Annotated in this window: 28 protein-coding genes and 3 tRNA genes; 12 read left to right on the top strand and 19 right to left on the bottom strand. The window is 72.2% G+C overall.

From position 1 onward, the window contains the following. Window positions 1-55: 55 nt before the first annotated feature. From EDF64_RS08980 to EDF64_RS08960, 5 genes are all read right to left on the bottom strand, one after another. Complete coding sequence (locus EDF64_RS08980; protein ID WP_133519674.1) at window positions 56-841, bottom strand: ABC transporter ATP-binding protein; 786 nt, start codon at window positions 839-841, stop codon at window positions 56-58. Next, the gene (locus tag EDF64_RS08975; RefSeq protein WP_133519673.1) at window positions 838-2187 is read right to left on the bottom strand and encodes a GntR family transcriptional regulator; all 1350 of its coding nucleotides are present in this window, start codon (window positions 2185-2187) and stop codon (window positions 838-840) included. The genes EDF64_RS08980 and EDF64_RS08975 overlap by 4 nt, the downstream gene beginning before the upstream one ends. Window positions 2188-2191: 4 nt before the next feature. Further along, entirely contained in the window at window positions 2192-2860 is a 669-nt protein-coding gene (locus EDF64_RS08970) for a GntR family transcriptional regulator (RefSeq protein WP_133519672.1), read from the bottom strand. 88 nt (window positions 2861-2948) lie between these two features. Continuing rightward, window positions 2949-3926 carry an MDR family oxidoreductase gene (locus EDF64_RS08965; RefSeq protein WP_133519671.1) on the bottom strand — a complete coding sequence of 326 codons (978 nt, stop codon included), beginning with the start codon at window positions 3924-3926 and terminating at the stop codon, window positions 2949-2951. Between the two features lie 49 nt (window positions 3927-3975). Next, window positions 3976-5004: a 6-phosphofructokinase gene (locus EDF64_RS08960; protein WP_133519670.1), complete on the bottom strand. Its 1029-nt coding sequence runs from the start codon at window positions 5002-5004 to the stop codon at window positions 3976-3978. Window positions 5005-5077: 73 nt separating this feature from the next. On the opposite strand from EDF64_RS08960, the gene EDF64_RS08955 reads away from it, so the two are divergent. Continuing rightward, window positions 5078-6037 carry a DNA-3-methyladenine glycosylase family protein gene (locus tag EDF64_RS08955; protein ID WP_133519669.1) on the top strand — a complete coding sequence of 320 codons (960 nt, stop codon included), beginning with the start codon at window positions 5078-5080 and terminating at the stop codon, window positions 6035-6037. 31 nt (window positions 6038-6068) lie between these two features. Here EDF64_RS08955 and EDF64_RS08950 read toward each other — a convergent pair whose 3' ends face one another. Further along, window positions 6069-6923, bottom strand: coding sequence for an NAD-dependent epimerase/dehydratase family protein (locus EDF64_RS08950; protein WP_133519668.1), 855 nt, complete (start codon window positions 6921-6923; stop codon window positions 6069-6071). A gap of 229 nt (window positions 6924-7152) precedes the next feature. Between EDF64_RS08950 and EDF64_RS08945 the strand changes: the two genes are divergently transcribed. The 4 genes from EDF64_RS08945 (at window position 7153) to EDF64_RS08930 (ending at window position 9849) form a co-directional block, all read left to right on the top strand. Next, window positions 7153-7830, top strand: coding sequence for a hypothetical protein (locus EDF64_RS08945; protein WP_166645665.1), 678 nt, complete (start codon window positions 7153-7155; stop codon window positions 7828-7830). 113 nt (window positions 7831-7943) lie between these two features. Next, entirely contained in the window at window positions 7944-8633 is a 690-nt protein-coding gene (locus EDF64_RS08940; protein WP_133519667.1) for a YceI family protein, read from the top strand. Continuing rightward, window positions 8630-9145 carry a sigma-70 family RNA polymerase sigma factor gene (locus EDF64_RS08935; protein WP_133519666.1) on the top strand — a complete coding sequence of 172 codons (516 nt, stop codon included), beginning with the start codon at window positions 8630-8632 and terminating at the stop codon, window positions 9143-9145. Before EDF64_RS08940 ends, EDF64_RS08935 begins: the two co-directional genes overlap by 4 nt. After that, window positions 9142-9849: an anti-sigma factor gene (locus tag EDF64_RS08930; protein ID WP_133519665.1), complete on the top strand. Its 708-nt coding sequence runs from the start codon at window positions 9142-9144 to the stop codon at window positions 9847-9849. The genes EDF64_RS08935 and EDF64_RS08930 overlap by 4 nt, the downstream gene beginning before the upstream one ends. Here the strand turns inward: EDF64_RS08930 and EDF64_RS08925 are convergent. Further along, entirely contained in the window at window positions 9846-10337 is a 492-nt protein-coding gene (locus EDF64_RS08925; protein ID WP_166645664.1) for a MarR family winged helix-turn-helix transcriptional regulator, read from the bottom strand. The genes EDF64_RS08930 and EDF64_RS08925 overlap by 4 nt on opposite strands. A gap of 118 nt (window positions 10338-10455) precedes the next feature. Between EDF64_RS08925 and EDF64_RS08920 the strand changes: the two genes are divergently transcribed. Then, window positions 10456-14025 (top strand): bifunctional proline dehydrogenase/L-glutamate gamma-semialdehyde dehydrogenase, encoded by a 3570-nt coding sequence (locus EDF64_RS08920; protein WP_133519663.1) that lies wholly within the window; start codon window positions 10456-10458, stop codon window positions 14023-14025. Next, complete coding sequence (locus EDF64_RS08915) at window positions 14018-14746, top strand: tyrosine-protein phosphatase (RefSeq protein ID WP_133519662.1); 729 nt, start codon at window positions 14018-14020, stop codon at window positions 14744-14746. The genes EDF64_RS08920 and EDF64_RS08915 overlap by 8 nt, the downstream gene beginning before the upstream one ends. Window positions 14747-14833: 87 nt before the next feature. Here EDF64_RS08915 and EDF64_RS08910 read toward each other — a convergent pair whose 3' ends face one another. From EDF64_RS08910 to EDF64_RS08895, 4 genes are read right to left on the bottom strand one after another with little or no spacing between them, the layout of a single operon-like run. Beyond that, window positions 14834-15031 carry a hypothetical protein gene (locus EDF64_RS08910; protein WP_133519661.1) on the bottom strand — a complete coding sequence of 66 codons (198 nt, stop codon included), beginning with the start codon at window positions 15029-15031 and terminating at the stop codon, window positions 14834-14836. A gap of 30 nt (window positions 15032-15061) precedes the next feature. Then, window positions 15062-15604, bottom strand: coding sequence for a dihydrofolate reductase family protein (locus EDF64_RS08905; RefSeq protein ID WP_133519660.1), 543 nt, complete (start codon window positions 15602-15604; stop codon window positions 15062-15064). Window positions 15605-15647: 43 nt separating this feature from the next. Beyond that, the gene (locus EDF64_RS08900; RefSeq protein WP_133519659.1) at window positions 15648-16001 is read right to left on the bottom strand and encodes a hypothetical protein; all 354 of its coding nucleotides are present in this window, start codon (window positions 15999-16001) and stop codon (window positions 15648-15650) included. After that, window positions 15998-17002, bottom strand: a complete 1005-nt coding sequence (locus tag EDF64_RS08895; protein WP_133519658.1) for an SDR family oxidoreductase — start codon at window positions 17000-17002, stop codon at window positions 15998-16000. The genes EDF64_RS08900 and EDF64_RS08895 overlap by 4 nt, the downstream gene beginning before the upstream one ends. 92 nt (window positions 17003-17094) lie before the next feature. Between EDF64_RS08895 and EDF64_RS08890 the strand changes: the two genes are divergently transcribed. Further along, window positions 17095-17814, top strand: a complete 720-nt coding sequence (locus EDF64_RS08890) for a hypothetical protein (protein WP_133519657.1) — start codon at window positions 17095-17097, stop codon at window positions 17812-17814. On the opposite strand, the gene EDF64_RS08885 is transcribed toward EDF64_RS08890, so the two are convergent. Genes EDF64_RS08885 through EDF64_RS08870 form a run of 4 tightly spaced genes read right to left on the bottom strand, consistent with a single transcriptional unit; the run spans window position 17786 to window position 20236 of the window. Next, entirely contained in the window at window positions 17786-18559 is a 774-nt protein-coding gene (locus tag EDF64_RS08885) for a YqjF family protein (RefSeq protein WP_133519656.1), read from the bottom strand. The genes EDF64_RS08890 and EDF64_RS08885 overlap by 29 nt on opposite strands. Then, window positions 18556-19389, bottom strand: a complete 834-nt coding sequence (locus tag EDF64_RS08880) for a nitroreductase family protein (protein WP_133519655.1) — start codon at window positions 19387-19389, stop codon at window positions 18556-18558. The genes EDF64_RS08885 and EDF64_RS08880 overlap by 4 nt, the downstream gene beginning before the upstream one ends. A gap of 27 nt (window positions 19390-19416) precedes the next feature. Beyond that, a complete protein-coding gene (locus EDF64_RS08875; protein ID WP_133519654.1) occupies window positions 19417-19788 on the bottom strand; it encodes a hypothetical protein in 372 nt (123 codons plus the stop codon). A gap of 10 nt (window positions 19789-19798) precedes the next feature. Next, window positions 19799-20236 carry an Lrp/AsnC family transcriptional regulator gene (locus EDF64_RS08870; protein ID WP_133519653.1) on the bottom strand — a complete coding sequence of 146 codons (438 nt, stop codon included), beginning with the start codon at window positions 20234-20236 and terminating at the stop codon, window positions 19799-19801. Between the two features lie 246 nt (window positions 20237-20482). On the opposite strand from EDF64_RS08870, the gene ddaH reads away from it, so the two are divergent. Together ddaH and rocD are read left to right on the top strand one after the other, a co-directional pair. Next, on the top strand, window positions 20483-21376 hold the full coding sequence (gene ddaH / locus EDF64_RS08865; protein WP_133519652.1) for a dimethylargininase: 894 nt from the start codon (window positions 20483-20485) through the stop codon (window positions 21374-21376). Next, a complete protein-coding gene (gene rocD / locus EDF64_RS08860) occupies window positions 21376-22596 on the top strand; it encodes an ornithine--oxo-acid transaminase (RefSeq protein ID WP_133519651.1) in 1221 nt (406 codons plus the stop codon). The genes ddaH and rocD overlap by 1 nt, the downstream gene beginning before the upstream one ends. A 211-nt stretch (window positions 22597-22807) precedes the next feature. On the opposite strand, the gene EDF64_RS08855 is transcribed toward rocD, so the two are convergent. Beyond that, entirely contained in the window at window positions 22808-23800 is a 993-nt protein-coding gene (locus EDF64_RS08855; protein WP_133519650.1) for an NAD-dependent epimerase/dehydratase family protein, read from the bottom strand. 131 nt (window positions 23801-23931) lie between these two features. On the opposite strand from EDF64_RS08855, the gene EDF64_RS08850 reads away from it, so the two are divergent. Together EDF64_RS08850 and EDF64_RS08845 are read left to right on the top strand one after the other, a co-directional pair. After that, window positions 23932-24354: a hypothetical protein gene (locus EDF64_RS08850; protein ID WP_133519649.1), complete on the top strand. Its 423-nt coding sequence runs from the start codon at window positions 23932-23934 to the stop codon at window positions 24352-24354. Between the two features lie 381 nt (window positions 24355-24735). Then, on the top strand, window positions 24736-25746 hold the full coding sequence (locus tag EDF64_RS08845) for an aldo/keto reductase family protein (RefSeq protein WP_133519648.1): 1011 nt from the start codon (window positions 24736-24738) through the stop codon (window positions 25744-25746). A gap of 241 nt (window positions 25747-25987) precedes the next feature. On the opposite strand, the gene EDF64_RS08840 is transcribed toward EDF64_RS08845, so the two are convergent. The 3 genes from EDF64_RS08840 to EDF64_RS08830 all read right to left on the bottom strand — a co-directional run bounded on the left by EDF64_RS08840 (window position 25988) and on the right by EDF64_RS08830 (window position 26283). Next, window positions 25988-26060: transfer RNA gene (locus EDF64_RS08840), tRNA-Phe, on the bottom strand. A 1-nt stretch (window position 26061) separates the two neighbouring features. Then, a tRNA-Asp gene (locus EDF64_RS08835) sits at window positions 26062-26138 on the bottom strand. Between the two features lie 72 nt (window positions 26139-26210). Then, window positions 26211-26283: transfer RNA gene (locus EDF64_RS08830), tRNA-Glu, on the bottom strand. Window positions 26284-26309 lie beyond the last annotated feature (26 nt).

Raw genomic sequence — 26309 nt, 5'->3', positions numbered from 1 at the left:
CAACCTGTGGAGAACGGTCGAGACCGGGACGCGCGGGCCGGGAGGCGCGGGTCGGCTAGGACGCGCGGCGTGCGGCCCAGCGGCCCTCCGCACGCAGGATCGCGAGCGGGAAGTCGAACGCGTGGGACACGGCCGACGACGTGATGACCTCGTCCGAGGTGCCCTGGGCGACGGCTGCCCCGTCGCGCAGGAGCATCGCGTGCGAGGTGGAGGCGGGCAGGTCCTCGAGGTGGTGCGTGACCATCACGCTGCCGAGTTCCGGGTGTCGGTGCCGGAGCGCGTCGACCGTCTCGAGCAGGTGTTCCCGCGCGGCGACGTCCAGCCCGGTCGCCGGCTCGTCGAGCAGGAGCAGCTGCGGCTCGGACATGAGCGCCCGGGCGATGAGGGCGCGACCCCGCTCGCCCTGCGACAGGACCGGCCACCGGGCGTCCCGGCGGGGGTGCAGTCCGACGTCGGCGATGTGCCGCTCCGCACTGGCGATCTGCGCGGCCGTGGGCTCCCACCGCATCATGAGGTCGGTGGTGCCGGTCAGCCCGGTCAGCACCGTCTCGAGCACCGTGAGGGGCGAGAGCATCCGGTGCCGCGGGTCGACGTGCCCGATGTGCGTGCGGAGCTCCCGGACGTCGACGCGCCCGAGTCGCCGTCCGAGCACCTCGACCTCGCCGGCGGTCGGGTGGCCGTTCGCGCCGAGGACCGCGAGCAGCGTCGACTTGCCTGCGCCGTTCGGGCCGAGGAGCGCCCAGTGCTCCCCGCGCCGCACCGTCAGGTCGATGTCGTGCAGGAGGTTTCGGCCGGACCGGGTCACCCGGACGCCGGTGGCGCTGATCAGGACGTCGTTCACGGTTCCATGCTCTCGTACCGGGCGGCCACGTCGGCGATGTGCGACTCGATCTGCCGGTCGAGCCCGTGGCCGACCGCGACCGCGCTGGCCGGCGTCCGGTCCGCGGCGGCTGTGCGGACGGCGGCGAGGTACCCCTCGACGTCCCACTGCCGGAACTGCGGCGGGTGCTCGAGGATGTACGCGAGGCGCCCGATCGTGAGCCCGGCGGACGCGCGGAGGTACCGGTTCGGCACGTGCGCGGCGTAGAACTGCGTGAACCCGAGCATGGTGGCGGTGAAGGCGTAGTCGCGGGTGATGGACTCGCGGTGCGCCCGCTGGACCAGCGCGTCGAGGGTCGTCCGGGCGTCTTCGTCGAGCACCGGGATCGCCCAGCGCGCGCAGGCCTCGTGGATCGCCTGCAGGGACTGTTCGGCCTCGATCCAGTCGTGCACGTCCGGGTCGGTGATCCGCACGGTGGCGTGTTCGTCCGAGTCTTCGCTGGCGACGAGTCCGAGGAGTTCGAGTCGTCGGAGCACGGGTCGCAGCTCGGTCGGTGACGTCCGGAAGCGCGCCGCGACCTCGCGGACGCCGTAGGTCTTCGAGCGGGTGAACGTGCCGTCCCGCACCGCTCCGAGCACGTCGTACCAGAGGTCGTCGCGGTCCCAGCGGCCCCAGGTCGGTGCGCGGCCGGTGTCCTCGACCGTCCACTCGACGTCGGCGGTCGCGAGGTACCCGTCCCAGAGCCGGGCGAGCGTGTGCACGGCACGGGAGGCAGCGTCGGCATCGCGGTCGATCGCCGCGCGGAGGGACCCGGCGAACCACCCCTCCGAGTCCCACACCGTCCAGGGCACGACCACGCCGGGGCCGAACCGGAGGCGCTCGAGCGAGCGCGTGAGCTGCCGGGCCATCAGGCGGTTCGGCGTGGCTCCCGCCCAGAAACGGACCGTGTCGAAGAAGGCCGGGTCGAGCGCGGGGTCGCGGTGGGCGGCGGCCGTGCGGGCGGTGGTCACGAGGGAGCGGTACCGCTTGACGCCGGCGTCGTCGAGGACCGGCACGGCGGTGCGGACGGCGCTCTCCAGCCAGGCGAGGAGCTGCTGGCTGCTCTCAGTCCACTCGGCCCGGCTGAGGCGGGTGAACCGGACGGTGTCGTCCGCGCCGACGTCGACCAGCCCGGTGTCACCGAGTCGGTCGAGCGCGCGTCGCACGGTGGGGAGCGAGACGTCGAAGCGCCCCGCGAGCGCCACGGTGTCGTACGGGGCGCCCTCGACCAGGTCGCCGCTGCGGAGCGCCCCGAGGACCGCTCGGGCTGCGGGCTCGAAGGACGGACCCCAGCCGCCCTCCCAGTGCTCGGCCCCGGACCCGCTCACCGGGTCAGCTCCGTGCGGCGCGGACGGCCTCGATGTGCTGCTCGAAGTTCCGGGTGAGTGCGCGGCCGGCCTCGGCGGCGGTCTCGCCGTCGCGCTCGCCGAGTGCCTCGCGGAGGATCGAGAAGAACGCCTCCGACTCGTACTGCTCGAACGCGGGCGTCGGGTTGAGCGTGAAGCGCACGCGCTCGAGTGCTCCCTCGGCGGCGACCTGCACGAGCGGGTTGCCGGAGTGGGCGATGGCGAACTCGATGATCTCGGTCACGGCCCCGCTGAACCCGTAGTCACGGACCCGGCGCAGCCCGTCGGCGCGGTCGAGGAGCTTCTCGAGCGCGGCGACGTCGGCGTCGCTGTACTCGGGGACGCCCCAGCGCAGGCTGAGCTCGAAGAAGCCGGTCATGGCGCGGGTGGCGGTGACCCAGTCGTCGAGGGTCGGGGTGGCGACGCGGGTGTACCGGTTCGCCTCCATCTCGACGAGGCCGATGTCGACGAGCTTGGCGATCGCCTCGCGGATGGGGGTGCGACTGACGCCGAGCCACTGCACGAGCTCGTCGTCGTTCAGCCGTTCGCCGTGCTGCAGGGTGCCGTCACGGAGGGCGGCGAGCATCTTGTCGTAGACGACGTCGCGCAGCAGTTTCCGGGGGGAGTTCTCGACGGTGGACTTCGGGACCGGCATGCAGTGCTCCTCACAAGTCGGACGTGCGGAATTCCAACCCTAACGTGTCAATATGCAAGCGCTTGTGGAATAACAGAACATCAGTACATCACCTGGACGTGTCGACGATCGTCCGTCCGTGCACCCGACCGGCGACGATCTCCGGGCCGAGCGCGATCGCCTCCGCGAGTCCCACCGTGCGCGTCACTGCGGTGAGCAGGGCCGGGTCGAGTTCGGCGGCGAGCAGATCCCACGCCCGACGGCGGAGGTCCAGTGGGGCGTCCACCGAGTTGATGCCGAGCAGCGACACCCCGCGCAGGATGAACGGCAGGACCGTGGTCGGGAGCTGCACGTCCTGCGCCAGCCCGCACGCCGTGACGGCACCACCCCACCGGGTCGACGCGAGGACGTTCGCCAGGGTCGCACCGCCGACGCTGTCCACCGCTCCCGCCCACGTCGCCTTCTGCATCGGCTTCCCGTGCTCGGCGAAGGTCGAGCGGTCCACGACCTCCGTCGCCCCGAGGGCCCGGAGCGACTCGGCGTTCGCGGTCCGGCCGGTGGACGCGGTCACCCGGTAGCCGCGGCCGGCGAGCAGGGGGATCGCGACCGAACCGACGCCGCCGGACGACCCGGTCACCAGCACGGGTCCGTCGCCCGGCTCGACGAAGCGCGAGAGTGCCAGCACGCTCAACGCCGCGGTGAAGCCGGCGGTGCCGATCGCGGCGGCGAAGTCCTCGTGCACCGACTCGGGGAGCACCACGAGCGCGTCGGACGGCACCACTGCGTGTGCGGCCCACCCGCCGTGCCGGGTCTCGCCCAGTCCGGCGCCGTTGAGCGTCACCCGGTCGCCGATGCGCACGTCGTGCACCCCCGGGCCGAGCGCGGCCACGGTCCCGATGACGTCGATGCCGGGGACCAGCGGGTCGACCCGTGCGACGCCGGGGTCGCCCGCCAAGGCGAGCCCGTCCTTGTAGTTGACGCTCGAGTACGCGACGTCGACGAGCGCCTCACCCTCACCGGGATCCATGACGTCGATCTCGGTGAGGGTGGGGGCGGTGGAACTGGAGACGAGGACTGCGCGGGTCACGCGTCGGACGCTACCCGCGCCTCCAGGCTGCCGCCCGCCCCGGCCAGGCCTATCCGAACATGATGGCGGCCTCGTCGTACCGCGCCTGCGGCACGGTCTTCAGCTCGCCGAGCGCCTCGTCGAACGACACGTGCACGATGTCCGTCCCCTTCAGCGCGACCATCCGTCCCCACCGTTCCTCGATGACCGCGTCGATGGCCGCCAGGCCGAGCCGCGTCGAGAGCACGCGGTCGTACGCCGTCGGGGTCCCGCCGCGCTGGATGTGCCCGAGGGTGGTGGCACGCGTCTCGATGCCCGTCATCTCCTCGATGAGCGGCGCGAGGCGCTCGCCGATGCCACCGAGTCGCGGCCGACCGAAGGCGTCGAGCCCGCGCTCCGTGTGCGCGTTGTCCTCGTGGTCGGGGACGAAGCCCTCGGCCACCACGACGAGCGGTGCCCGGCCGCGGTCGTAGGCCGCACGGACCCAGCTCGCGATCTGCTCCATGCTCGTCTTCTGCTCCGGGATGAGGATCGCGTGCGCCCCCGCGGCCATGCCGGAGTGCAGGGCGATCCAGCCGACGTGCCGGCCCATCACCTCGGCGACCATGCAGCGCGAGTGCGACTCACCCGTGGTGCGGAGTCGGTCCATCGCCTCGGTCGCGATCGCGACGGCCGTGTCGAACCCGAACGTGTAGTCGGTCGCGCCGAGGTCGTTGTCGACGGTCTTCGGGACGCCGACGATCTGCAGGCCCGCGTCGGTGAGGCGCTTCGCGGCGGCCAGAGTGCCCTCGCCGCCGATCGCGACGATGGCGTCGATGCCGTGCCGCTCGAGCGTCTTGGAGATGTTCTCGACGCCGCCGTTCGGTCCCTCGAACGGGTTCGTGCGGCTCGTCCCGAGGATCGTGCCGCCCTGCTTCGCGATGCCCTGGATGTCCTTCCGGCCGAGGGGGACGATGTCGCCGTCGACCACGCCGCGCCAGCCGTCGCGGAACCCGACGAAGTCGTGGCCGTAGATCGCGATGCCCTTCAGCACGATCGCGCGGATGACCGCGTTCAGGCCGGGGCAGTCGCCTCCGGAGGTGAGGATGCCGATGCGCATGGGAACTCCGTCGTCGGGTGGTGGTGGGACAGCCCCATCATGACTGACGGTGGTTGCGCATTACCATCCCGGTGTGTCCCTGCTCGCCTCCGCCTCGTCGCCGACGCCGCCCGCCGACGGCCGTCCGGTCGAGACCGTGTACCGGCCTGGAGGCACGGTGGACGTGGCAGCGACCCTCCGGCCCCTGCAGCGCGGCTCCGGCGACCCGGCGTTCCGGGTGGTCGGCTCCGACATCTGGCTCGCCCTGCGCACACCGGCCGGCCCCGCCTCGGTGCTGGTCCGCCGGGTGACGGACGGCATCCGGGTGGCGGCGTGGGGCGACGGCGCGGACTGGGCCGTGGAGCACGCGCCCGACCTGCTCGGCCGCGGCGACGACTGGTCCGACCTCGACGTCTCCGGGCACGCGTTCCTGGCGGCGGCCCGGCACCGGCAGCCCGGACTGCGGCTGCTGCGGACGAACAGCGTGTTCGCGATGCTCGTGCCCGCGATCATGGAGCAGAAGGTCACCTCACGGCAGGCCTGGCGCGCGTGGCGGTACCTGCTCCGCCGGTACGGCACCCCGGCTCCGGGTCCCGCGCCCGTCGACATGTACGTCCCGCCGACCGTCGCGGGCTGGGCGGCGATCCCGAGCTGGGAGTGGCACCGGGCCGGCATCGAGCCCGGGCGCTCGGCGACGGTGATGCGGGCGGTGCGTGTCGCGCCCGCGCTCGAACGGACACTGTCGCTCGGCCGCGGCGGCTCCGTCGTGTCCTCGCGGTTGCAGTCGGTGCCGGGCATCGGCAAGTGGACGGCTGCCGAGACCGCGCAGCGTGCGCACGGCGACCCGGACGCCCCGAGCGTCGGCGACTACCACGTGCCGGCCCTGGTCGGGTGGGCGCTCACGGGTGGCCCGGTCGACGACGACGGGATGCTCGAGCTGCTCGAACCGTGGCGTGGCCACCGCGAGCGGATCGTGCGGCTCATCGGCGGGTCCGGCTTCCGGAAGCCGTCGTTCGGGCCGCGGATGACGATCCAGGACCACCGCCACCACTAGGTCGCCACCCGAGCCGGGGCCGCGCGGCTCGTCAGTGGCGCGTGCCGGCGCCGGCGAGGACCGCGCGGTAGCCCTCGCGGAACGTCGGGTACGCCGGTGTCCAGCCGGTGGAGCGGAGCAGGGCGTTCGTGAGCCGCTTGTCCCCACCGGCCTGGCGCCCGCCGCCCTCGCCCCGTGCCGGCTCCGGCAGGCCGAGCTCGGCAGCCAGGAACCGCAGCACGTCGTCGAGCCGAGCGGGCTCGTCGTCGGTGCCGAGGTACGTGGGGGCCGGGTCCGCGACGCCCGCCAGGTGCACGAGGGCGGCGGCGGCGTCGTCGCGGTGGATCCGGTTCGTGTGCGGCGACGTCCCCGGCGCCAGCCGAGCGGCTCCGGAACGGACCTGGTCGACGAGCCGTTCGCGACCGGGCCCGTAGATGCCGGACAGCCGGACGAGCACCGCACCGGGGGCGCGTTCGCGCAGCAGTGCCTCGGCCTCGACCAGGACCGCCGCGGTCGGGGTCCCACCGCGGGCCGGCGTCTCCTCGGTGACCACGCTGCCGTCGTCGACGTCGTAGACCGCCGTGGACGACACGACGAGCAGGCGGGGATCGGCGGCGGAGGCGTCGATGCCGTCCAGCACGTTGCGGAGCCCGTCGACGTAGGTGGCGCGGTACTCGTCGACGTCGCGGCTGCCGGCGGCGAACGCCACGACGACCACGGCGGTGTCCGGGGCGACCTCGGGGACCTCGCGCCGCAGGTCGGTGCTCCGCCCGACGATCGGCGCCGGGATCCGGTCGGCGTTCCGGCGGAGCCCGGTGACGGCGTACCCCTGCGCGGCGAACCGGAGGCCGGTCTCGGTGCCGAGATCGCCGCACCCGGCGATGAGGACGGACTGCTGGTGCTGCATCCCACGAGCTTGTCACGAGGCTCCGTCCCCCGGTTCGGTCACAGAACGGTAACGACGGCGAACTGCTCCAAACCCTTTCCCGAGGGGCGCCGAATCACCTGCATCAACCGGGAAACACCCGGAGCGCTCACCAGCCGCACGTTGCTGGTTCTCCACCCTCGCACGGGGTGTGTTCGGCGTGTCCACAGGGAAATCGCGCCGAGCGCGACACAGAAAAGGAATGAACCTCATGCGCAAGTCACTCAAGACCTCGATCACCCTCGCCACGACCGGCGCGCTCGTGCTCGGTGGTGCAGCGTTCGGTGTCTCGGCCGCGCAGGCCGACGGCTCCGTGCACACCGTGTCGTCCAGCTCGTCGAAGATCCCCGGCCCCGTCGCCTCGGTCCCCGAGGTCCTCGGTGGCGACACCGCGGTGAAGCTCGACTCGGGCTTCACGGACGCGCTGACCGCGTTGAAGCTGACCCCGGGTGTGTCCGGCAACGCCAAGCTCGCCGATGGTTCGGTGTCGTTCCCGATCACGTCGGGTTCGGTGACGTACTGGTCCCCGGACGGCAACTACCGTCCGTACGTGCAGGGCCTGCTGAACCACGACGACTCGGGGCTGACCCTCTCCGCCGGTGACACGACGGTGACGCTGGAGAACTTCGTGGTGAACCCGGGTTCGTCGAAGCTCTACGGTGACGTCCTGGTCAACGGCAAGGTCGCCGTCGCGAACGCGTACCTGTTCTCCCTGCACGGTGGCACGCTCAAGCCGCTGCAGCTCGAGGGCGACAACGCGATCCTGACCGGCACCACGGTGCACGTCTCCGCGGACGCCGCGAAGCTGCTCAACAGCACCTTCAAGACCGACGCCGTCAAGGCCAACCTCCTCGTGGGCGTCGCGACCATCACCGCCAAGATCAAGTAACACCCGTCCGACGACACGGCGCCACCCCGGCAACGGGGCGGCGCCGTTCGTCGTTCCCGGATCGGACCGCGCGCCCCGTTGAACGATCCGCACCCCCACCTCGTCGTCGGGGTATGGGACTCCGCACTCGCACCAAGGTCATCATCGGCATCTCCACCGGCGTCGTGGTCGTCGCGGCCGCCGCTGCCGTCGCCGGGCCGGTCATCTACGCGAACACCGTGAACGGCCAGGCCGCCGCGGCACCGACCCTCTCGCCCACCTCGTCCGCGACCCTCGCGCCCGCGGACGCCGACGGCACCTGGACCAGCCGGGGGACGTCGTTCGCCGGGTACCGGGTGCACGAGGTCCTGCAGGGCAATGATGTGAACGTGGTCGGACGCACGAAGGACGTGACGGGTACCGCCGTGGTCGACGGCGGCTCCCTCACCACGGCGACCGTCACGGTGCAGGTCGGGAAGATCAGCACCCCCGAGTCCGCCCGCGACGCCTACTTCCGCTCCACGGCGCTGCAGACCGACCGGTACCCCACGGCCACGTTCGAGCTCACGAAGCCCGTGGACGTCAGCCGGGCCCTCGACGGCTCGACGCAGGACGTCACCCTCACCGGCACGATGGACCTGCACGGCGTCGAGCGGCCCGTGACGGCCGAGGCCCAGGTCGCGGTCGGTACGGGCGGCACCGTGCAGGTCGCCGGCACCGTGCCGATCACCTTCGCCGACTACGGCGTCAAGGCACCCTCGCTCGGGTTCGTCACCGTGGACGGGAAGGGCGCGGTCGAGTTCTCCCTCGACCTCGGCAAGTGACCGTGACGAGCCGGTCCGCCGACGAGCTGCTCGCGACGCTGTACCGCGAGCACGGCGACGCGCTCACGCGCTACGTCCGGCACCTCACGCGGGACGGCTCGATCGTCGAGGACGTCGTCCAGGAGACGATGGTCCGTGCGTGGCAGCGACCGGCCGTGCTGGAACGCGCGCCGGACAGCGCCCGCGCCTGGCTCTTCACGGTCGCGCGGAACCTGGTGGTCGACGACGCGCGGTCCGCCCGCAACCGCCGTGAGCACGGCACCGACCAGCCCGTCGACCGGGTCGAGGCGGACCGCACGGACGCCGTGCTGGACCGGATCGTGGTCGCGGACGCCCTCGCGTCGCTGACCCCGGACCACCGCCGGGTGGTGGTGGACGCGTACTGGCTCGGCCACACCGTGCCCGAGATCGCACGACGACACGACATCCCGGAGGGCACCGCCAAGTCGCGGTTGCACTACGGACTGCGGGCCCTCCGGCTCGCACTGCAGGAACGAGGCGTGACCCGATGAGCGACGACCGGTACGCCGAGTGGGACGCGGCCTACGTCCTCGGGTCCCTCCCACCCGACGAACGACTCGAGTACGAGCGGCACCTGGAGACGTGCGACCGCTGCGCCGCCGCGGTCGCCGAGCTGGTCGGCCTGCCCGGCCTGCTCGGGAAGCTCCCGGCCGACCAGGCGATCGAGATCGCGGAACCGGACGGGAGGCGCGACGTGCGTTCCGAGAGCACCCTCGCCTCCGTCGCGCACCGCGTCCGCCACCGTCGCCGCAGTCGCCGGGTCTGGGTCGCCGCCACCGCGGGGCTCGCGGTCGTCGCCGCCGTCCTCGGCGGTCTCGCCGTCGGGACCGCTGCCGATCGTGGGTCCGTCCAGGCCGGTCCGGCCGCCACGGCACGGTCCGACGCCGACCGGTACGCGATGACCGGCGCGCAGGGGCTCGACGTCGACCTCGCCGTCAGCGGGGAGTCGTGGGGGACCCGGTTCGACTGGGGGTGCTCGTACGGCGGCAGGACGTGGAGCGCCGACGGGTCCGTGATGTACGACCTCGTGGTGGTCCGCACCGACGGCACCACGCAGACCGTGGCGTCCTGGACCGCGGCCGGCGCCGACGCGAAGGGGCTGTCCGCGTCCACCGACGTCCCGCGGACGGACATCGCGAGCGTGCAGGTCCGCCTCCGCGGGCAGGACGACGCCCTCGCGGCGGTCGACCTCTAGTCGCGGTCGGGGGACCCCGGCGACTGCGGCGGGTCCGGGTCGGGGCCGATGGCGTCCTGGACGCGCGCGGAGACGGACCGCAGCGTCTCGGCGTCGGTCCCCACGGGCCTCCAGAACAGGTCCTCGAGCGCACCCGTGTGCGCGCGGATCCCGGAGAGGACCGCACGACGCCCGTCCGGCGTCATCACCACCCAGCTGCCGCGCCCGTCCGTCGGACAGTCCGCGCGTTCCACGAGCCCGCGTGCCACCATCCGCGTCACCTGGTGACTGACCCGGGACTTCTCCCAGCCGATGCCGGCGGCGATGTCGCGCACCCGCAGGCGGTGCTCCGGGTCGCGGTGCAGGCCGATCAGGATCTCGAACTCCGGGATCGAGATCCCCGCACCCTGCTGGACGGCGTGGTCGAGCGCGCGGTCGAGCCGCCGCCAGACGTCGTGGTAGGCGTCCCACGTGGCCCAGTCGTGGCCTTCGGCGCCCGCGTTCGACATTGCGCCAGCGTATCCACCTCCGGACCCGGTCGCGGGGAGGATCATCCGTCCGGATGATGCTCGGGGCGCGCACGGCTGACTCCGAGGTGGGGTCGGGGGCTCGGCATACGATCGGAGCATGCCGAGCGCCCGACTGCAGGACTGCACCGACGACGCCGTCGCCCTCGTGCGCCGGTGGACGGCGGCGTCCGCCGCGTCCAAGCCGGAGCCCGGCGCCGCCCGGCTCGCGGCGGTGCTCCGCGACGAGCAGGGACTCGACTTCACGCGCGGGTTCGTCGACAAGGTGATCCGCCCCGAGGACCCCCGGGTCGCGGCCCGCAACCTCGAGAAGGTCGGCCAGGACGTCCCGGACGTCCTCGCCTGGTACCTCCGCGGTGCGGTGACCTTCGGCGGTGGGTTCGCGACCATGGCGCCGTGGGCGGTCGTGCCGACGGCGCGGAAGATCCTGCGCCGGATGACCGGGCACCTCGTCGTCGACGCGACCCCCGCGAAGCTCGGGCCCGCGCTCGCGAAGCTCGCCGGACCGGGCACGCGGCTGAACGTGACCCTGCTCGGCGAAGCGGTCCTGGGCAGCGCCGAGAGCGACCGGCGGCTGCAGGGCACGATGGAGCTCCTGGCCCGCGACGACGTCGACCACGTCTCGATCCGGGTGAGCTCGGTCGTGCCGCAGATGTCGATGTGGGCCTTCGACGAGACGGTCGAGCGCGCGGTGGACCGGCTCGTGCCGCTGTACCGGACGGCGGCGTCGAGCCCCACGCCGAAGTCCATCACCCTCGACGTCGAGGAGTACCGCGACCTCGACGTCACGCTCGCCGTGTTCCGGACGCTGCTCGACCGCGACGAGTTCACCGGGCTCCGGGCCGGCATCGCGCTGCAGGCGTACCTGCCCGACTCGGCCGGAGCGCTGGAGTCCTTGACCTCGTGGGCGCAGGCGCGGCGTGCCCGGGGCGGCGCGCCGATCACGGTCCGGCTCGTGAAGGGCGCGAACCTCGCCATGGAACGGGTCGACGCGATCCTGCACGAGTGGCCGTTGGCGACGTGGGGCTCCAAGCACGAGACCGACACCGCGTACCTCCGGATGCTCGACGCCGCCCTCACGCCGGAGCGCACCGACGCGGTCCGGATCGGCGTCGCCGGGCACAACCTGTTCGACCTCGCCACCGCGTGGGTGCTCGCCCAGCGCCGCGGGGTGACCGACGCGGTCGACGTCGAGATGCTGCTCGGCATGGCCACCACCCACGCCGAGGCCGTGCGCGCCGACGTCGGGCAGGTCCTGCTGTACACACCGATCGTGCAGCCGGACCAGTTCGACGCCGCGATCGCCTACCTGGCCCGGCGGCTGCAGGAGAGCGCCGCCCCCGAGAACTTCATGGCGGGCATCGCCGAGATCGACCACGACGAGACGGTCTTCGAACGGGAGCGCCGTCGGTGGCTCGCCTCGGTCGAGGCACTCGACGCGCCGGACCCCGTGCCGACCACCCACCGGACGCAGGACCGCCGCCCACCCGTCGGTGAGCCCGTGCACCGCGACGCCTTCCGGAACGTCCCGGACACCGACCCCGCGATCGCCGCGAACCGCGCGTGGGGACTCGACGTCCTGCGCCGCGTGCCGCGGTCGCAGCTCGGCGCGCAGACCATCCGCGGTGCCAAGACCGCCGACCGCGCGACACTCGAGCGCATCGTCGCCCGGACCGCCCAGGCCGGCGTCAACTGGGGGCGGCAGGACCCGTCGGACCGGGCCGAGCTCCTCGACCTCATCGCGCACGAGCTCGAGACGCGTCGGGCTGACCTGATCGAGGTGATGGCGTCCGAGACCGGCAAGACGCTCGCCGAGGCCGACACCGAGGTGAGCGAGGCCGTCGACCTCGCCCACCACGCCGCCGAGAGCGCCCGACGCCTGTCCGAGCTGGACGGCGACGGGGCCCGGTACGTGCCGCCGCGGCTCACCGTGGTCGTGCCGCCGTGGAACTTCCCCGTGGCGATCCCGGCCGGCGGGGTCTTCGCCGCGCTCGCCGCCGGCAGCGGGGTCGTGCTGAAGCCCGCACCGAAGGCCAAGCGCTGCGGCGCGCTCCTCGCCGACGTGCTCTGGGACGCCGGGGTGCCGCACTCCCTGCTGCAGCTCGTCGACCTCGACGAGAACGAGCTCGGCCGCGACCTCATCGCGCACCCGGCCGTCGACCGGGTCCTGCTGACCGGCTCGGCGGACACCGCCCGGTCGTTCCGCTGGTGGCGGGCCGGCCTGCCCCTGACGGCGGAGACCGGCGGCAAGAACGCCATCGTCGTCACGCCGAGCGCCGACGTCGACCTCGCCGTGCAGGACGTCGTGCAGTCGGCGTTCGGGCACGCCGGGCAGAAGCGCTCCTCGGCCTCCCTGGTGGTCCTCGTCGGGTCCGTGGGCGAGAGCGAACGCTTCCGTCGCCAGCTGGTCGACGCCACCCGCACACTCCGGGTCGCGTGGCCGGACGACCCGACCGCCCAGGTCGGACCGGTGATCGCCGAGCCGTCGGCCACGCTCCGTGTCGGGCTCACCGAGCTCGGCCCGGGGGAGTCCTGGCTCGTGCAGCCGGTGCCCCTCGACGACTCGGGGCGGTTGTGGTCGCCGGGCATCCGCGACGGCGTGCGCCCCGGCAGCGACTTCCACCAGACCGAGTACGCCGGCCCGGTCCTCGGCATCATGCGCGCGGAGACCCTCGAGCAGGCGCTCGCGATCCAGAACGGGACCGACTACGGACTCGCGGCGGGCATCCACTCGCTCGACGCCGACGAGGTCGCGGAGTGGCTCGCCGGGGTGCAGGCCGGCAACCTGTTCGTCAACCGCGGCACCACCGGTGCGGTCGTCGGGCGGCAGCCGTTCGGCGGCTGGAAGCGCTCCGCCGTCGGCACCGGAACGAAGCCCGGCGGGTCGATGTACGTGGCGACGCTCGGCCGATGGGTCCCCGTTCCACGGACCGTCCACAAGAGCATCCAGCTGCACGGGCTGCCGCCGCGGGTCACCGCCGTCATCGAGGCGGCCCGCAGCGGCCTGTCGTTCGAGGAGTTCGACCAGGTCCGAGCAGGGGCGCTCAGCGACGTGCGCGCGCAGGCGACCGAGTTCGGCGTCGCGCACGATCCGTCCGCGCTCGTCGTGCAGCGGAACGTGGTGCGGTGGCGGCCGCAGTCCGTGATCGTCCGGCAGGCCGAGGGCGCACCGATCGGCGACCTCGTCCGGGTGCTCGTCGCCGCGACCTCGGCCCGTGCCCACGTCCTGCTGAGCAGTGCCAGCCCGCTCCCCGGCCCCCTCACGCAGTTGCTCGCGTCGAGTCGGTCACCGCTGCACGTCGTCGACAGCCTGGTCGAGTCCGACGACGAGTTCCTGCGGCGCGCGGCGTCCGGGGCCGTGTTCCGCGAGTCGTGGTCGACCGGGGACGAGGAACCGCAGGACGCCATCGAAGCCGTGCTCTCGCAGGGGCAGGAACGCCCGTCCCACACGGCCTTCGGTGGACCGGGTGCCCGGATCCGCCTGGTCGGCGGCGACCCGCTCGCGCTCGAGGAGGCCCTCGGCGCGAGCGTCGACGTGGCGATCCACGACGCCCCCGTGGTCGAGGCCGGCATCATCGAGATGCTGCCGTTCCTCCGAGAGCAGTCAGTGTCCCTGACGGCGCACCGCTTCGGCGACCTCGACCCCGACTTCACGGAGCTCCGTGTCTGACCCGCGCACCCTGCACGCCGAGGGGCTGCACAACGGCCGTGACCTGGGTGGGCTGCCGCTCTGGCGCGGCGGGACGACCCCGTCGGGTCGGCTCTTCCGGTCCGAGGGCGTCGACCGGCTGACGGCCGCCGGATGGCAGGCGCTGTTCGACGCGGGCATCCGCACCATCGTCGACCTGCGTGCTCCGTCCGAGACCGCGAAGGACACCGGCGTCCGTCCGGACTGGCTGACCACCGTCGTCGTCGACCACGACGGACTCGACGCCGCGCCGTCGTTCTGGTCGGCGTACTGGGAGACCGGCCTGGTCGGGACACCCCTGTACTACGGGCCGCACCTCGACGAACTGCCTGAGCGCACCGGCGAGGCGCTGCGGGCGATCGCGCGCGCCGAGCCCGGCGGCGTCCTGTTCCACTGCGCCGGCGGGCGGGACCGCACCGGGATCGTGGCGCTCGCGCTCCTGACCATCGCGGGCGTCGAGCCCGAGGCGGTCGTCGCGGACCACCTCGTCACGGTCGAGAACGCACCGGCGCTGCTCGCCTCGATCGGGGTGCCGCCGAACGAGGGGAAGATCGAGGCCCTGTGTGCCGAACACGGCACCACGGTCGAAGGTGCGTTCCGCGGCGCGCTCGACGGGTTCGACGTGGACCGCTTCGTGGGCCGCTCCGGACTCGACGCTGACGACCTGGAGGCACTGCGCACGTTCCGCGAGCACCTCGCGTGAACCGTGCACGTCGCGTGAGCCGTGCTCGTCGCGTGAACGGTGCGTCCCGGACGCCGCCGTCGTCGGGCCCGGGGCGGACCGGGCGGGTCAGTCCTGCGCGTCCCCCGCATCCTCGTCCTCGACGCCGGTCTCGTCCATCCGGTCACGCAGGTGGTCGGCGATCGCGCCGGCGCCCTCGCCGTGGTGGTCGTGGTCGACCTGTTCGATGAGTCCGCGCAGCTTCTCGTGGTTCGTCGCGTCGGTGGCGCCGTCCATGACGGGCTCGGTCTGTTCCTTGTCGCTCATGCCGTGGACGCTACGCCGCGGTGTCCGGGATCACGTCCGTGCGTGCGCAGATCGGTAGTGCAGCTCGACGGCGCCGCCGCTGAACGGGGTCAGCCCGACGAGCTCGAACACTGCCGTCGGTGCGGCCACCGGCAGCAGGGGTGCGCCGGCTCCGAGCGCGATCGGCATCACCGTCACGCGGAGTTCGTCGAGCAGGCCGGCCGCCTGGTACTGGGCGGCGAGGAGCCCGCCGCCGACGACCCAGACGTCGCGGTCACCGGCGGCGCGCTCGAGCGTCGGCTGGTGGTCCGTGACCGTCCCGGCGACGAAGTGCACCTCGGCACCGTCCGGCACGGGCAGCTCGCGCGAGGTGAAGACCCAGGTGGGCACCGTCGGGTACGCCCAGGTGTCGTCGTTCGCCAGGAGCCACTCGTACGTGGTCGACCCCATCACGATCGCGCCGACGCCGGCGAAGAAGGCGTCGTGGTGCTCTTGGAAGGGTTCGAACCCGAACTGCAGGAGCCAGTCGAGGTCGTCACCGGGGGCGGCGACGAAGCCGTCGAGGGACGAGGCGACGGAGTAGGTGGTGGCCATGTCCGGACGCTACCGACGACCCCCGACAGGGCGCTCCTCGGTGTCAGGCGCGGCGACCGCGTCCGACCGCCGACACCTCGGCCACGGTGAGCGCCAGCGCGATCCAGGCCTGCCCGACGGCGAACCGCCGCCGTGTCGGGTCGAGGGCGAGCGGCACCATGGTCGCGCCGTGCACCGCGTCGACGACGGCGCTGAGGGTGTGCGCCTCGGCAGTGCCGGCGCGGAGCACCAGGGCGGCCTGCGTGAACTGCCGCACGCCGAGCACCCGGTCGAGCACCCCGTGCGGGTCGTCCGACCGGGTCGCCCGGGCCAGGTGCCAGACGCCCAGCCCGAGGCGGGCGACCTCGACCAGGCGGCGACGACTGGTGATCCGGCCGCCGCGCGCACCCCGGCTCATCGCCGACGTCCCGCCGCGAGTGCCACGGCGCCCACGGCCCCGGCCGCGCCGACGACCGCCCCGAGCAGCCCGTTGCCGAGCCGACGGTGCTCCACCCACCAGGTCTGCGGCGACCAGGCGTGCGCCGACTCGTCGAACACCCCGTGCGCGCCGTGGTCGCCCGGCACCGGCTCGTACAGGTTGTCGTGCAGCTCCAGGCCGTCCTTCTCCGGGTTCTGCTGCCCGGAGACCAGGGTCTTCGCGGCGTACCAGTCGGCGAACCGCCCGCTGATCCGGTTGCCGAGGATCGTGTAGACCGTCGACTCGCCCACCCACGTGCGGCGGCGCGGCCGTTCGGCGGTGGCGGCGATCGCGCGGGCACCGACCTCCGGCTGGTAGATCGGTGCGACCGGCTGCGGGTGGTGCGGCAGCTTCGACTTCACCCATTGGAACTGGATCGTGTTGAGCGCCGGCATGTCCACGCGGGACACCTGCACGTGGCTGCCCTGCTCGATGAGCTCGGAGACGACCGACTCGGTGAAGCCGACGATCGCGTGCTTCGCACCGCAGTAGGCGGCCTGTAGGGGGATGCCCCGGAAGCCGAGCGCCGACCCGACCTGGATGACCTGGCCGCGGTCGCGGGGGACCATCCGCGAGAGCGCGGCGCGGGTGCCGTTCACGAAACCGAGGTAGGTCACGTGCAGCGCGCGCTCGAAGTCCTCTGGTGCGGTCTCGAGGAACCGGCCGAACACGCCGACCATCACCCCGTTGACCCACAGGTCGATCGGCCCGAGCTCCTGCTCGACCCGGTCGGCAGCGGCCTCGACGGCGTCGCGGTCGGACACGTCGGCGACCAGGGCGAGCCCCCGGCGTCCGGCGGCCTCGACCTCGGCGACCGCGGCGTCGACACCGTCCCGCCCGCGTGCGAGGACCGCGACGTCCCATCCCCGTGCCGCGAGTTCGCGCACGGTCGCCCGTCCCAGTCCTGCGGATCCACCGGTCACCACTGCCACTCGAGTCATGGGCCCAGTTGTACGCAGGGGTGAGGCGGCACCACTCAGCCGTTGTCCCCCGACGGCCTGTGCCTGCGGACAGTGGCGAGCAAGATGGTCGCGTGGACACGCGAGGCGACCCCGTGGAACCCGAGCCGGACGCGGAGCCGCAGCCGCGCTGGATCCGCCGGGCGCCGATCCTCCCCGAGCAGTGGTGGGGTCCGCCGACGGCTCTGGCAGTCGGGGCGATGGCGATGGTGGCGTTCGGCATCTGGCTGCAGCGTCCCGCCCTGCCCGTGGTGATCCCGGTCGGTGTCGTGGGGCTGATCGCTGCAGTCGTGCTCGCGGTCGCCGGACGACGGACGTACTGGTACCCGAGTCGCGCGGCGGCGTGGCGCTTCCATCGCACCCGGGTCGTCGTGTGGAACGCGGTCGGCGTCGCGTTGGCGGTGTTCGCCTTCGCGGTGGGCGCGCGGACGCTCCTGATCGGGTACGTGGTCGCCGCGACGGGCCTGTACACGCTGCGGCGGGACGACCCGACGCGGTTCGAGCGGCGCGGTCGTGCGGTGGCGTCGGCAGCCGTCGCTGTGGTGGCGGCCGTGTACGCGGTCGTGGCGTTGACGGTCCCGGTCGTCGACGAAGCGCACGCGTCGATGTGGATCGGGTGGAGCATCCTGGTCATCCCGATCGCCGTCGTCGTCGCGGTGCTGAACCGGCGAGCCGCGTCGAGGACGGCGGACCCCGACCTCGACGGTGCGGAGGACGTCGGCGGTCAACCAGAACCGGGACCGGAGCCGCCGGGCGACGACCCGCTCAGCGCCCCCGACCGAACCGCGTCGTGACCCCCGGCGAGTAGAGCACCGAGTCCGGCTCGAGCTCCGTCAACCCGAACGGCAGCCCGGCGGCCCCGACCAGGTCGTCCCGCAACGACACGACCGAGGCACGGTGCAACGGCCACGACTCGTGCTCGTTCGGCCAGAACCGGGTCCGACCGAGTCGTCGCACGTGCATGCCCCACCGTGCCGTCAGGAACGTCTCGAGCGCGGTCGGCTCCGCGAGCTCCTCGCCGATCCGCACGTCGACGAGGGACCGCAGGTGCGTACCGTGCCGCCGCATCGCGTACCCGACGCGGCCGTCGCCGCTCCGCGACTCGGCGTCCGCCCACCAGTAGGGCAGCCCGGTGGCCACGCGTGCGCCGAGGGTCGGCAGCAGCTTGCCGGCGTCGAGCGACAGGAACACGACACCGTGCTGGCCCTGCTCGTCGACCGTGTAGACGCGGACGTTCACCTCGACGAAGTCGCCGATCGAGCCGGTCCGTCCCAGCGCCCCGAGGGGCGGGAACCGGGTGTCCTCGAACCCGAACGCGATGAAACCCACCCAGGTGGTCACGCCGTCGTCGGTCCCGTCGAGCGCCATCGTGTCGGGTCGCGTTCCGGCCGGCAGCAGCGGGGCCACCGCCGACACGTCGACGCGCCAGTGCACGAAGACGACGTCGAGCCAGTCCTGCGAGATCCAGGGGCGGCCCGGCAGGCCGGGGGCGACGGCCGGGAGGCGCGGCGTGCCCCCGGTGGGCGTGGTCGCGGTCACGAGGTGGTCGCCTCCGGGGCGATGTGCCCCGCCACCGGCGCGTCGTCCCACCCCTGCTGCGGGGTGTCGCAGGTCCCGCGGAACACGTACTGCGACGGACGCTTCCGCTCGCTCGAGGTCCAGTCGATCGCGGGACGACGGCGCTCCGGCGGCAGGTGGCCGATCCGGTAGACGGCCATCAGCTCGAAGGAGTCCGGCACGCGGAGCAGGTCCTCGATCTCCGCCCACGCCCCAGGGGTCTCCATCGGGAACGACACGAACTGGATGCCGAGGCCGAGCTCCGTCGTGGCGAGCCAGATGTTCTCCATCGCCGCCCCCATGCTGAACACCGAGTAGAAGCCGGACAGCTCCTCCTTCCGGTACTCGTGTCGGTCGAGCATCACCCCGAGCAGCAGCGGCGACCCGGCGACGAGCTTCCGGTTCTCCTCGCCGAGGCTCTGCGGCACCCGGAGCGTGTTCATGAGGAGCTGCCCACGCTTGGTGAACACCTGCTTCGTGAAGGGCTTGAGCGGCGCCGGCAGCTTGTCGAACAGCATCCCGTCGCGGCGCTCGTCCATCTCGGCCTGTGAGAACCGGAAGTACGGCTTGTACCGCTCGAAGAACGTCCCCGCGGCCATCGTCCGGGTCATCGAGCGGCCGCTGATCTCGGCGACGCGGTCGATCGTGGCGCGCTCCTCGACGAGCACGAACCGCCACGGCTGGCTGTTCAGCTGCGAGGGCGCCCGTCCGGCGAGTTCCATGAGGAGCCGCTGGTGCTCCTCGGAGACGGGGTCGGGCAGGAACGCCCCGTTGGTCGTGCGCCGCCGTCGGATCGCTTCGAAGAGCTCCACTGCTTCCCTCGTGTCTCGTGGTGGCGGTCAGCGCCTCGCGAACAGCGCCCCCAGGTAGGACGGAGCAGCGGCGACCGCGACTCTCCAGTGTGCTCCGGAGCGCGGGTTCGTGCGTGGAGCGACCGCCAAGGGAACGAGCGCCGGCAGCAGGAACAGCGCGGAGCGGTCCCGCGTCCACACGGGCGTCGTCGCGGCGACCCCGGTGAGCGTGGCGGTCACGACGAACAGGCCGTGGTGCACGACGCGGAGTTTCTTCGTCCGGATCAGCCGCACCGCGACGGCCGTGCCCCAGAGGCAGTTCGCCAGGTAGGCGCCGGACGCGGCGGCGACCAGACGGCGGGCCGCACGCGATCGTGTGGGAGGCCCCACGCGCCTCCAGGCCGTCGCCGTCCGTCCCATGTGCCGGACGCTACGCGGTCTCGCGACTGACCAGCTTGGAGAGGACGATCGCGGAGCGCGTGTGGTCGACCTGCGGCGCGAGGCGGACCCGGTCGAGCGCTTCCTCGAGTGCGGAGAGGTCCTTCGAGCGCATGTGCACGACGGCGTCGGCGCTGCCGGTGACGGTGCCGGCGTCGATGACCTCCGGCACGGTGTCGAGCAGGGACCGGAGCTCGTCGGGCGAGACCGTGCCGCGGCAGTAGAGCTCCACCCAGGCCTCGGTGCCGCGGTCCTCGACGGCGGGGTCGACCTTGATCGTGAACCCCTGGATGACCCCGTCACCCACGAGCCGGTCGACACGGCGCTTCACGGCCGAGGCCGAGAGTCCGACCACCGACCCGATGTCGCCGTAGCCGGCGCGGGCGTTCTCCCGGAGCTGGTCCAGGATGCGGTGGTCGAGCGAATCCATTGCACCCATCCTACGCGGGCTTCTTGCACGGTCCGTGGGTTCCGCGCACGAAACGTGCGCGCCCCGAACGGGTGCCACGGCGTTTCGCACTCGGTTGCTGCACTGTTCGGACGGTTCGTGCGAGGATCGGTCTCGGCGTCGACCTGGTCCGCTACGGCGAGTGAGCCTGCATCTCGCCGGAGCACTTCACCCCGTTGTAGTTTCGGTTCCTGGCAGGCTCGGGCCCCGGTCCCTCCAGGAGGACTGATGTCGAACACCGCACCCTCGACCACCGACGCACCGGCCCGTACCGCGACCAAGCGGACGATCCTCATGTGCAAGCCGGACTTCTACACGGTCAGCTACCGGATCAACCCGTGGATGCACCCCGAGGACCCGACCGACACGTCGAAGGCCGTCCAGCAGTGGCAGTCGCTCGTCGACGTGTACGAGGGCCTCGGCTTCGACATCTCCTACATCAAGCCGATCGACGGCCTGCCGGACATGGTCTACGCGGCCAACGGCGGCTTCGTGCTCGACGGCGTCGCGTACGGCGCGAAGTTCCAGTACCCCGAGCGTCAGCCCGAGGGTCCGGCGTACATGGACTGGTTCCGCCAGGCCGGACTGACCGTCGCCGAGCCCGAGGAGACCAACGAGGGCGAGGGCGACTTCCTGCTCATCGGCGACACGATCTTCGCCGGCACCGGATTCCGCTCGGACAGCACCTCGCACGAGGAGCTCGCCCGCATCTACGGCCGCGAGGTCGTCACCCTGAAGCTCATCAACCCGAGCTTCTACCACCTCGACACCGCCATCGCCGTGCTCGACCCGGAGCCCGACGCTTCCGGCCGTTCGAACATCGCGTACCTCGAGAGCGCCTTCGACGAGGCGTCGCTGACGATCCTGCGCGAGCGCTTCCCGAACGCGATCATCGCCACGGAGGAAGACGCCGCGATCCTCGGACTCAACTCCTACTCGGACGGGTACAACGTCGTGATCGCCTCCCGCGCGACCACGTTCGCCGAGCAGCTGCGCGAGAAGGGCTACAACCCGATCGGCGTCGACCTGTCCGAGCTCCTGCTCGGCGGTGGCGGCGTGAAGTGCTGCACGCTCGACCTGCACCCGGTCGGCACCGGCAACTCGGTCGCGCGGGGCGCCTGATGACCAGCGCGCTGGGGACGAACACCGCTGCCGCGCTCGCCGTCGAGGACCGTGCCCTTGCACACAACTACAGCCCGCTGCCCGTGGTCATCGCCTCCGGCGACGGCGCGTGGGTGACGGACGTCGACGGCAAGCGCTACCTCGACGGCCTCGCCGCGTACTCCGCGGTGAACTTCGGCCACGGCAACCCGCGGCTGCTCGACGCCGCGCGGGCGCAGCTCGACCGGGTCACGCTGACCTCGCGGGCGTTCGTGAGCGACCAGCTCGGACCGTTCGCCGCGGCACTCGCGTCGTTGACCGACACCGAGATGGTGCTCCCGATGAACACCGGGGCCGAAGCCGTCGAGTCCGCGATCAAGGTGTCCCGCGCCTGGGGCTACCGCGTCAAGGGCGTGCCGGCCGAGCAGGCGACGATCATCGTGGCGTCCGGGAACTTCCACGGCCGCACCACGACGATCATCTCGTTCTCCGACGACCCCACGGCCCACGACGACTTCGGGCCGTACACGCCGGGCTTCCGCACCGTGCCGTACGGCGACGCTGCGGCCCTCCGCGAGGCGATGGACGAGACCGTCGTCGCCGTGCTGCTCGAGCCGATCCAGGGCGAGGGCGGCGTGGTCATCCCGCCGGCGTCGTACCTGCCCGCCGTCCGCGAGATCTGCGACGAGTTCGGTGCCCTGTTCGTCGCCGACGAGATCCAGTCCGGGCTCGGCCGCACCGGACACACGCTCGCCGTCCAGCGCGTCGACATCCGGCCGGACCTCATCACGCTCGGCAAGGCGCTCGGCGGCGGGATCGTCCCGGTGTCCGCGGTCGTCGGGTCGGCGTCCGTGCTCGGGGTCCTGCGCCCCGGCGAGCACGGCTCCACGTTCGGCGGCAACCCGCTCGCGGCGGCCGTCGGCTCCGAGGTCGTGGCGATGCTCGGCGAGGGCACGTTCCAGCAGCGGGCGCTCGACGGCGAACCGCTCCTGCGCGGGCTGCTCGACGACCTGCTCGGTTCCGGGGTCGTGTCACACCGGGTCGCCGGACTCTGGGCGGGCATCGACATCGATCCCGCGCTCGGCACCGGCAAGGCGATCGCGAAGGACCTGGCCGACCGCGGCGTGCTCGTGAAGGACACCCACGGGTCGACGATCCGCTTCGCGCCGCCGCTCGTCGTCACCGACGACGAGGTGCGCCTCGCGATCGGCACCCTCGGCGAGGTGCTCGCCGCGCGCTGACGCGCCGCGGCGCGCGCCGCGCCGCCGCCGCGCGCGTTCCGCACGCCGCACAACCAAAGTCACCCCGAACCGCGCATCCGCGCAGTTCGGGGTGACTTCCGTTGTGCGAGGGACCATTCCGCCCGACCGCCCGACCGCCCGACCGCCCAGGTCCGACCGCCCCGACCGCCCAGCCCCGACCGCCCCGGCCGAGCCCGCCCCCGCCCGCGCCTCAGACCGCCCAGCGCTCCGCCAGCTCGTCCATCAGCGCGTCGAGCCGCTCGTCCACCACCTGCTCCTCGGGGTGCGCCTCGTACCAGGCGATCACCTCGCGCACCCCGTGCCGGTACGGCGTCCGCGGCCGGTACCAGGGCACGAGCGACCGGATCTTGCTGTTGTCGAACACCGAACTGTTCGCCTTGTCGCCCAGGAGCGCCGCGCCCCACTCCGGGTCGACGGCCGCGATCGCGTCCGCCGGCACGTGCACGATCCGCAGGTCGTCGACCCCGGCGGCCGCCGCGATCTCCTGCGCGATCGCGTTCCACGTCGGCGCCTCGTCGCTCGTGATCGTGAACGCCTCACCGATCGCCTCGGCCCGGTCGAGCAGCCCCGTGAAGCCGACGGCGAAGTCCCGGCTGTGCGTCAGGGTCCAGAGCGAGCTGCCGTCACCGGTGATGATGATCGGCTTGCCGGCACGCATCCGCGCGACGGCCGTCCACCCACCGGTGAGTGGGAGCTTCGTCTCGTCGTACGTGTGCGACGGTCGGACGATCGTCACCGGGAAGTCGTGCTCCCGGTAGGCCTGCACGAGCAGCTCCTCGCACGCGATCTTGTCCCGCGAGTACTGCCAGTACGGGTTCTTCAGCGGCGTCGACTCGGTGATCGGCAGGTGCGTCGCGGGCGTCTGGTACGCCGACGCCGAGCTGATGAAGACGTACTGCCGCGTCCGTCCCGCGAAGAAGTCCACGTCCGCCTGCACCTGGTCCGGCGTGAAGGCGATCCAGTTGACGACGCTGTCGAAGTGGCGGTCGCCGAGTGCGTCCGCCAGCGCGCTGCGGTCCGACACGTCGGCCTGGAGGCGCGTCACACCCTCCGGGATCGGCCTGCCCCCGGTGGTCCCCCGGTTGAGCACGGTGACGTCGAACCCCCGCTCGACGGCTTCGCGGACGCACGAGGCACTGATGACCCCGCTGCCGCCGATGAACAGCACGCTCGGTCCCGACATGGATGCTCCTTCGCTCCCGGCGGCGCACCACCGCGCCGCACTCCTTCCGATCCTGCACCTCCGGCGCTGGGCCGGGCGTCCAGCACCTGCGGCAGCCCGGACACACCGACCGCCCATCGCGCGGCGCTCGGATGGATCCATCCGAGCAGCTCGACGGCGTAGGCATGATCCCGGCGCAGGTCCCGCTCGTGGATCGGCTCGTGATGAGCTGCGCGGTTGCGCACGTAATGGAGCTGCTGCAGCCGGCGTTTCACTTCGTTGCGCCGCACGCGGAGATCGGCTGGGCCGTGCGGGAAGGCTCGGTGGAGATCCGGCACCCAGAGCGAGGTGTGGTACCTCGACTCAACCAGGTACCGCCAGAAGCCGAAGGTCAGCTCCGCCACCACGCGACCGTGCACCTCATCGCGGCGGCCCTTGCGGGACGCCCGAGATCGCGCTTTCGCGAGGTCGGCACGCCCCTGACCGTCAAGTGGAACCGCATCGAGCCACTGCCCCCCTTCCCGGTCGCCTTCCTGCCCACGCGTGCAGTTCGCGGTCGAGAGCGTTCCGAGTGATCACCTCGACCACGCCCGTCAGTCCCATCACGCTCGAGGCGGCCTTGATGTTCCACTCGTACAAGCGGAAGGCCCCGTCGGCGCTGCCCGACGACCGCGTGTACGAGGACAGGCGGTCCTCCGTGAGAAGACCAGCGAGTGCTGCTGAATCCCCTGACACCGGCCTCCTCGCCATCAGCCTCTCCCATGTAGACTCTTCATCGAAGACCCCGGAACGATCCCTGGCCCAGGCCACATCGCCGGGGTTTCGTCTTGCCCGGTCGGCCAACTGATACATCACCGTACCGGCTTCGCGACCTGATTTGGGAGCCGGGCAAGATCCGGGGACTACCGTCACGAACCGAGCCGCACCGATGCGGCCACGACAGGAGTGACACGCACATGGAGTACCGCTACCTCGGCAACTCGGGCCTCAAGGTCTCCGAGATCACCTACGGCAACTGGCTCACCCACGCCTCCCAGGTCGAGAACGACGCGGCCATCGCCTGCGTCCGGGCAGCCCTCGACGTCGGCATCTCGACGTTCGACACCGCCGACGTCTACGCGAACACGGGCGCCGAGACCGTCCTCGGTGAGGCGCTCAAGGGGGAGCGGCGCCAGTCGCTCGAGATCGCGACGAAGGTGTTCGGTCCGACCGGTCCGAAGGGCCACAACGACACGGGGCTCAGCCGGAAGCACATCCTCGAGTCCATCAACGGGTCGCTCGAGCGGCTGCAGACCGACTACGTCGACCTCTACCAGGCGCACCGGTTCGACTACGAGACCCCGCTCGAGGAGACGATGCTCGCCTTCGCGGACGTCGTCCGGCAGGGCAAGGCGCTGTACATCGGTGTCAGCGAGTGGACCGCGGAGCAGCTCCGGGCCGGCCACGAGCTCGCCGACGACCTCGGCGTGCAGCTCATCTCGAACCAGCCGCAGTACTCGGCGCTCTGGCGGGTCATCGAGGGCGAGGTCGTCCCGACGTCCGAGGAGCTCGGCATCTCGCAGATCGTCTGGTCGCCGATCGCCCAGGGCGTGCTCACCGGCAAGTACCAGCCCGGTCAGCCGCTGCCGGAGGGCTCCCGCGCCACGGACGACAAGGGCGGCGCGAACATGATCAAGCGGTTCATGCGGGACGAGGTCCTCACGGCCGTGCAGGACCTCAAGCCGATCGCCGACGAGCTGGACCTGTCGATGGCGCAGCTCGCGGTCGCATGGGTGCTGCAGAACCAGAACGTGGCGTCCGCGATCATCGGTGCGTCGCGTCCGGAGCAGGTGCACGACAACGCCGGCGCTGCCGGGGTCACGATCCCGTCGGAGCTGATGTCCCGCATCGACGACGCCCTCGGGGCCGTGGTCGAGCGCGACCCGGCGAAGACGAACGACAGCAGCCCGAAGACCCGCGAGGCCTGATCCCGGAGGCCGGCAGCCGGGCGCACCCCGTGCCTCCAGGCTGTCGGCCACGGCGCGGACGCGAGCCGCACAACCACAGTCGCCCCGAACTGCGCAGGTGCGTGGTTCGGCGTGGCTTTGGTTGTGCGAGCCGGCTCACGCCGGGCCAGGACGGGCGGACCGGCTCACGCGGACGCCGAGCCGGCCGCGCCGCACCACCCACGCAAAAAGGCCCCCTGCCGAAGCAGGGGGCCTTTCACCGTGGCTGGACACGGCATCGATCCGTGGACCTTTCGATTTTCAGTCGAACGCTCTACCAACTGAGCTATCCAGCCGTGGCGACCCTGACGGGACTTGAACCCGCGACCTCCGCCGTGACAGGGCGGCACGCTAACCAACTGCGCTACAGGGCCATGTTTTGTTATCAGTACTGCGAATTGCTGTCTTGCTCGGTACCGCTCTGCTTGCTTGCTCACTCCGAAGAGTGACCCCAACGGGATTCGAACCCGTGCTGCCGCCGTGAAAGGGCGGTGTCCTAGGCCACTAAACGATAGGGCCGCAAGCGGTGCTTCGCGCTACCGATG

Source organism: Curtobacterium flaccumfaciens (genome assembly GCF_004361695.1).
Lineage (GTDB): Bacteria > Actinomycetota > Actinomycetes > Actinomycetales > Microbacteriaceae > Curtobacterium > Curtobacterium flaccumfaciens_B.
This window is presented reverse-complemented; position numbering and strand designations above follow the sequence as displayed.

What these genes read in the sequence shown, in the direction of transcription:
- EDF64_RS08970 (WP_133519672.1), bottom strand. Translation starts at nt 2,860, where the DNA reads ATGCCGGTCCCGAAGTCCACCGTCGAGAACTCCCCCCGGAAACTGCTG.
- EDF64_RS08960 (WP_133519670.1), bottom strand. Translation starts at nt 5,004, where the DNA reads ATGCGCATCGGCATCCTCACCTCCGGAGGCGACTGCCCCGGCCTGAAC.
- EDF64_RS08950 (WP_133519668.1), bottom strand. Translation starts at nt 6,923, where the DNA reads ATGCAGCACCAGCAGTCCGTCCTCATCGCCGGGTGCGGCGATCTCGGC.
- EDF64_RS08945 (WP_166645665.1), top strand. Translation starts at nt 7,153, where the DNA reads ATGCGCAAGTCACTCAAGACCTCGATCACCCTCGCCACGACCGGCGCG.
- EDF64_RS08940 (WP_133519667.1), top strand. Translation starts at nt 7,944, where the DNA reads ATGGGACTCCGCACTCGCACCAAGGTCATCATCGGCATCTCCACCGGC.
- EDF64_RS08930 (WP_133519665.1), top strand. Translation starts at nt 9,142, where the DNA reads ATGAGCGACGACCGGTACGCCGAGTGGGACGCGGCCTACGTCCTCGGG.
- EDF64_RS08925 (WP_166645664.1), bottom strand. Translation starts at nt 10,337, where the DNA reads ATGTCGAACGCGGGCGCCGAAGGCCACGACTGGGCCACGTGGGACGCC.
- EDF64_RS08920 (WP_133519663.1), top strand. Translation starts at nt 10,456, where the DNA reads ATGCCGAGCGCCCGACTGCAGGACTGCACCGACGACGCCGTCGCCCTC.
- EDF64_RS08910 (WP_133519661.1), bottom strand. Translation starts at nt 15,031, where the DNA reads ATGAGCGACAAGGAACAGACCGAGCCCGTCATGGACGGCGCCACCGAC.
- EDF64_RS08905 (WP_133519660.1), bottom strand. Translation starts at nt 15,604, where the DNA reads ATGGCCACCACCTACTCCGTCGCCTCGTCCCTCGACGGCTTCGTCGCC.
- EDF64_RS08900 (WP_133519659.1), bottom strand. Translation starts at nt 16,001, where the DNA reads ATGAGCCGGGGTGCGCGCGGCGGCCGGATCACCAGTCGTCGCCGCCTG.
- EDF64_RS08895 (WP_133519658.1), bottom strand. Translation starts at nt 17,002, where the DNA reads ATGACTCGAGTGGCAGTGGTGACCGGTGGATCCGCAGGACTGGGACGG.
- EDF64_RS08875 (WP_133519654.1), bottom strand. Translation starts at nt 19,788, where the DNA reads ATGGGACGGACGGCGACGGCCTGGAGGCGCGTGGGGCCTCCCACACGA.
- EDF64_RS08870 (WP_133519653.1), bottom strand. Translation starts at nt 20,236, where the DNA reads ATGGATTCGCTCGACCACCGCATCCTGGACCAGCTCCGGGAGAACGCC.
- ddaH (WP_133519652.1), top strand. Translation starts at nt 20,483, where the DNA reads ATGTCGAACACCGCACCCTCGACCACCGACGCACCGGCCCGTACCGCG.
- rocD (WP_133519651.1), top strand. Translation starts at nt 21,376, where the DNA reads ATGACCAGCGCGCTGGGGACGAACACCGCTGCCGCGCTCGCCGTCGAG.
- EDF64_RS08855 (WP_133519650.1), bottom strand. Translation starts at nt 23,800, where the DNA reads ATGTCGGGACCGAGCGTGCTGTTCATCGGCGGCAGCGGGGTCATCAGT.
- EDF64_RS08850 (WP_133519649.1), top strand. Translation starts at nt 23,932, where the DNA reads ATGGATCCATCCGAGCAGCTCGACGGCGTAGGCATGATCCCGGCGCAG.
- EDF64_RS08845 (WP_133519648.1), top strand. Translation starts at nt 24,736, where the DNA reads ATGGAGTACCGCTACCTCGGCAACTCGGGCCTCAAGGTCTCCGAGATC.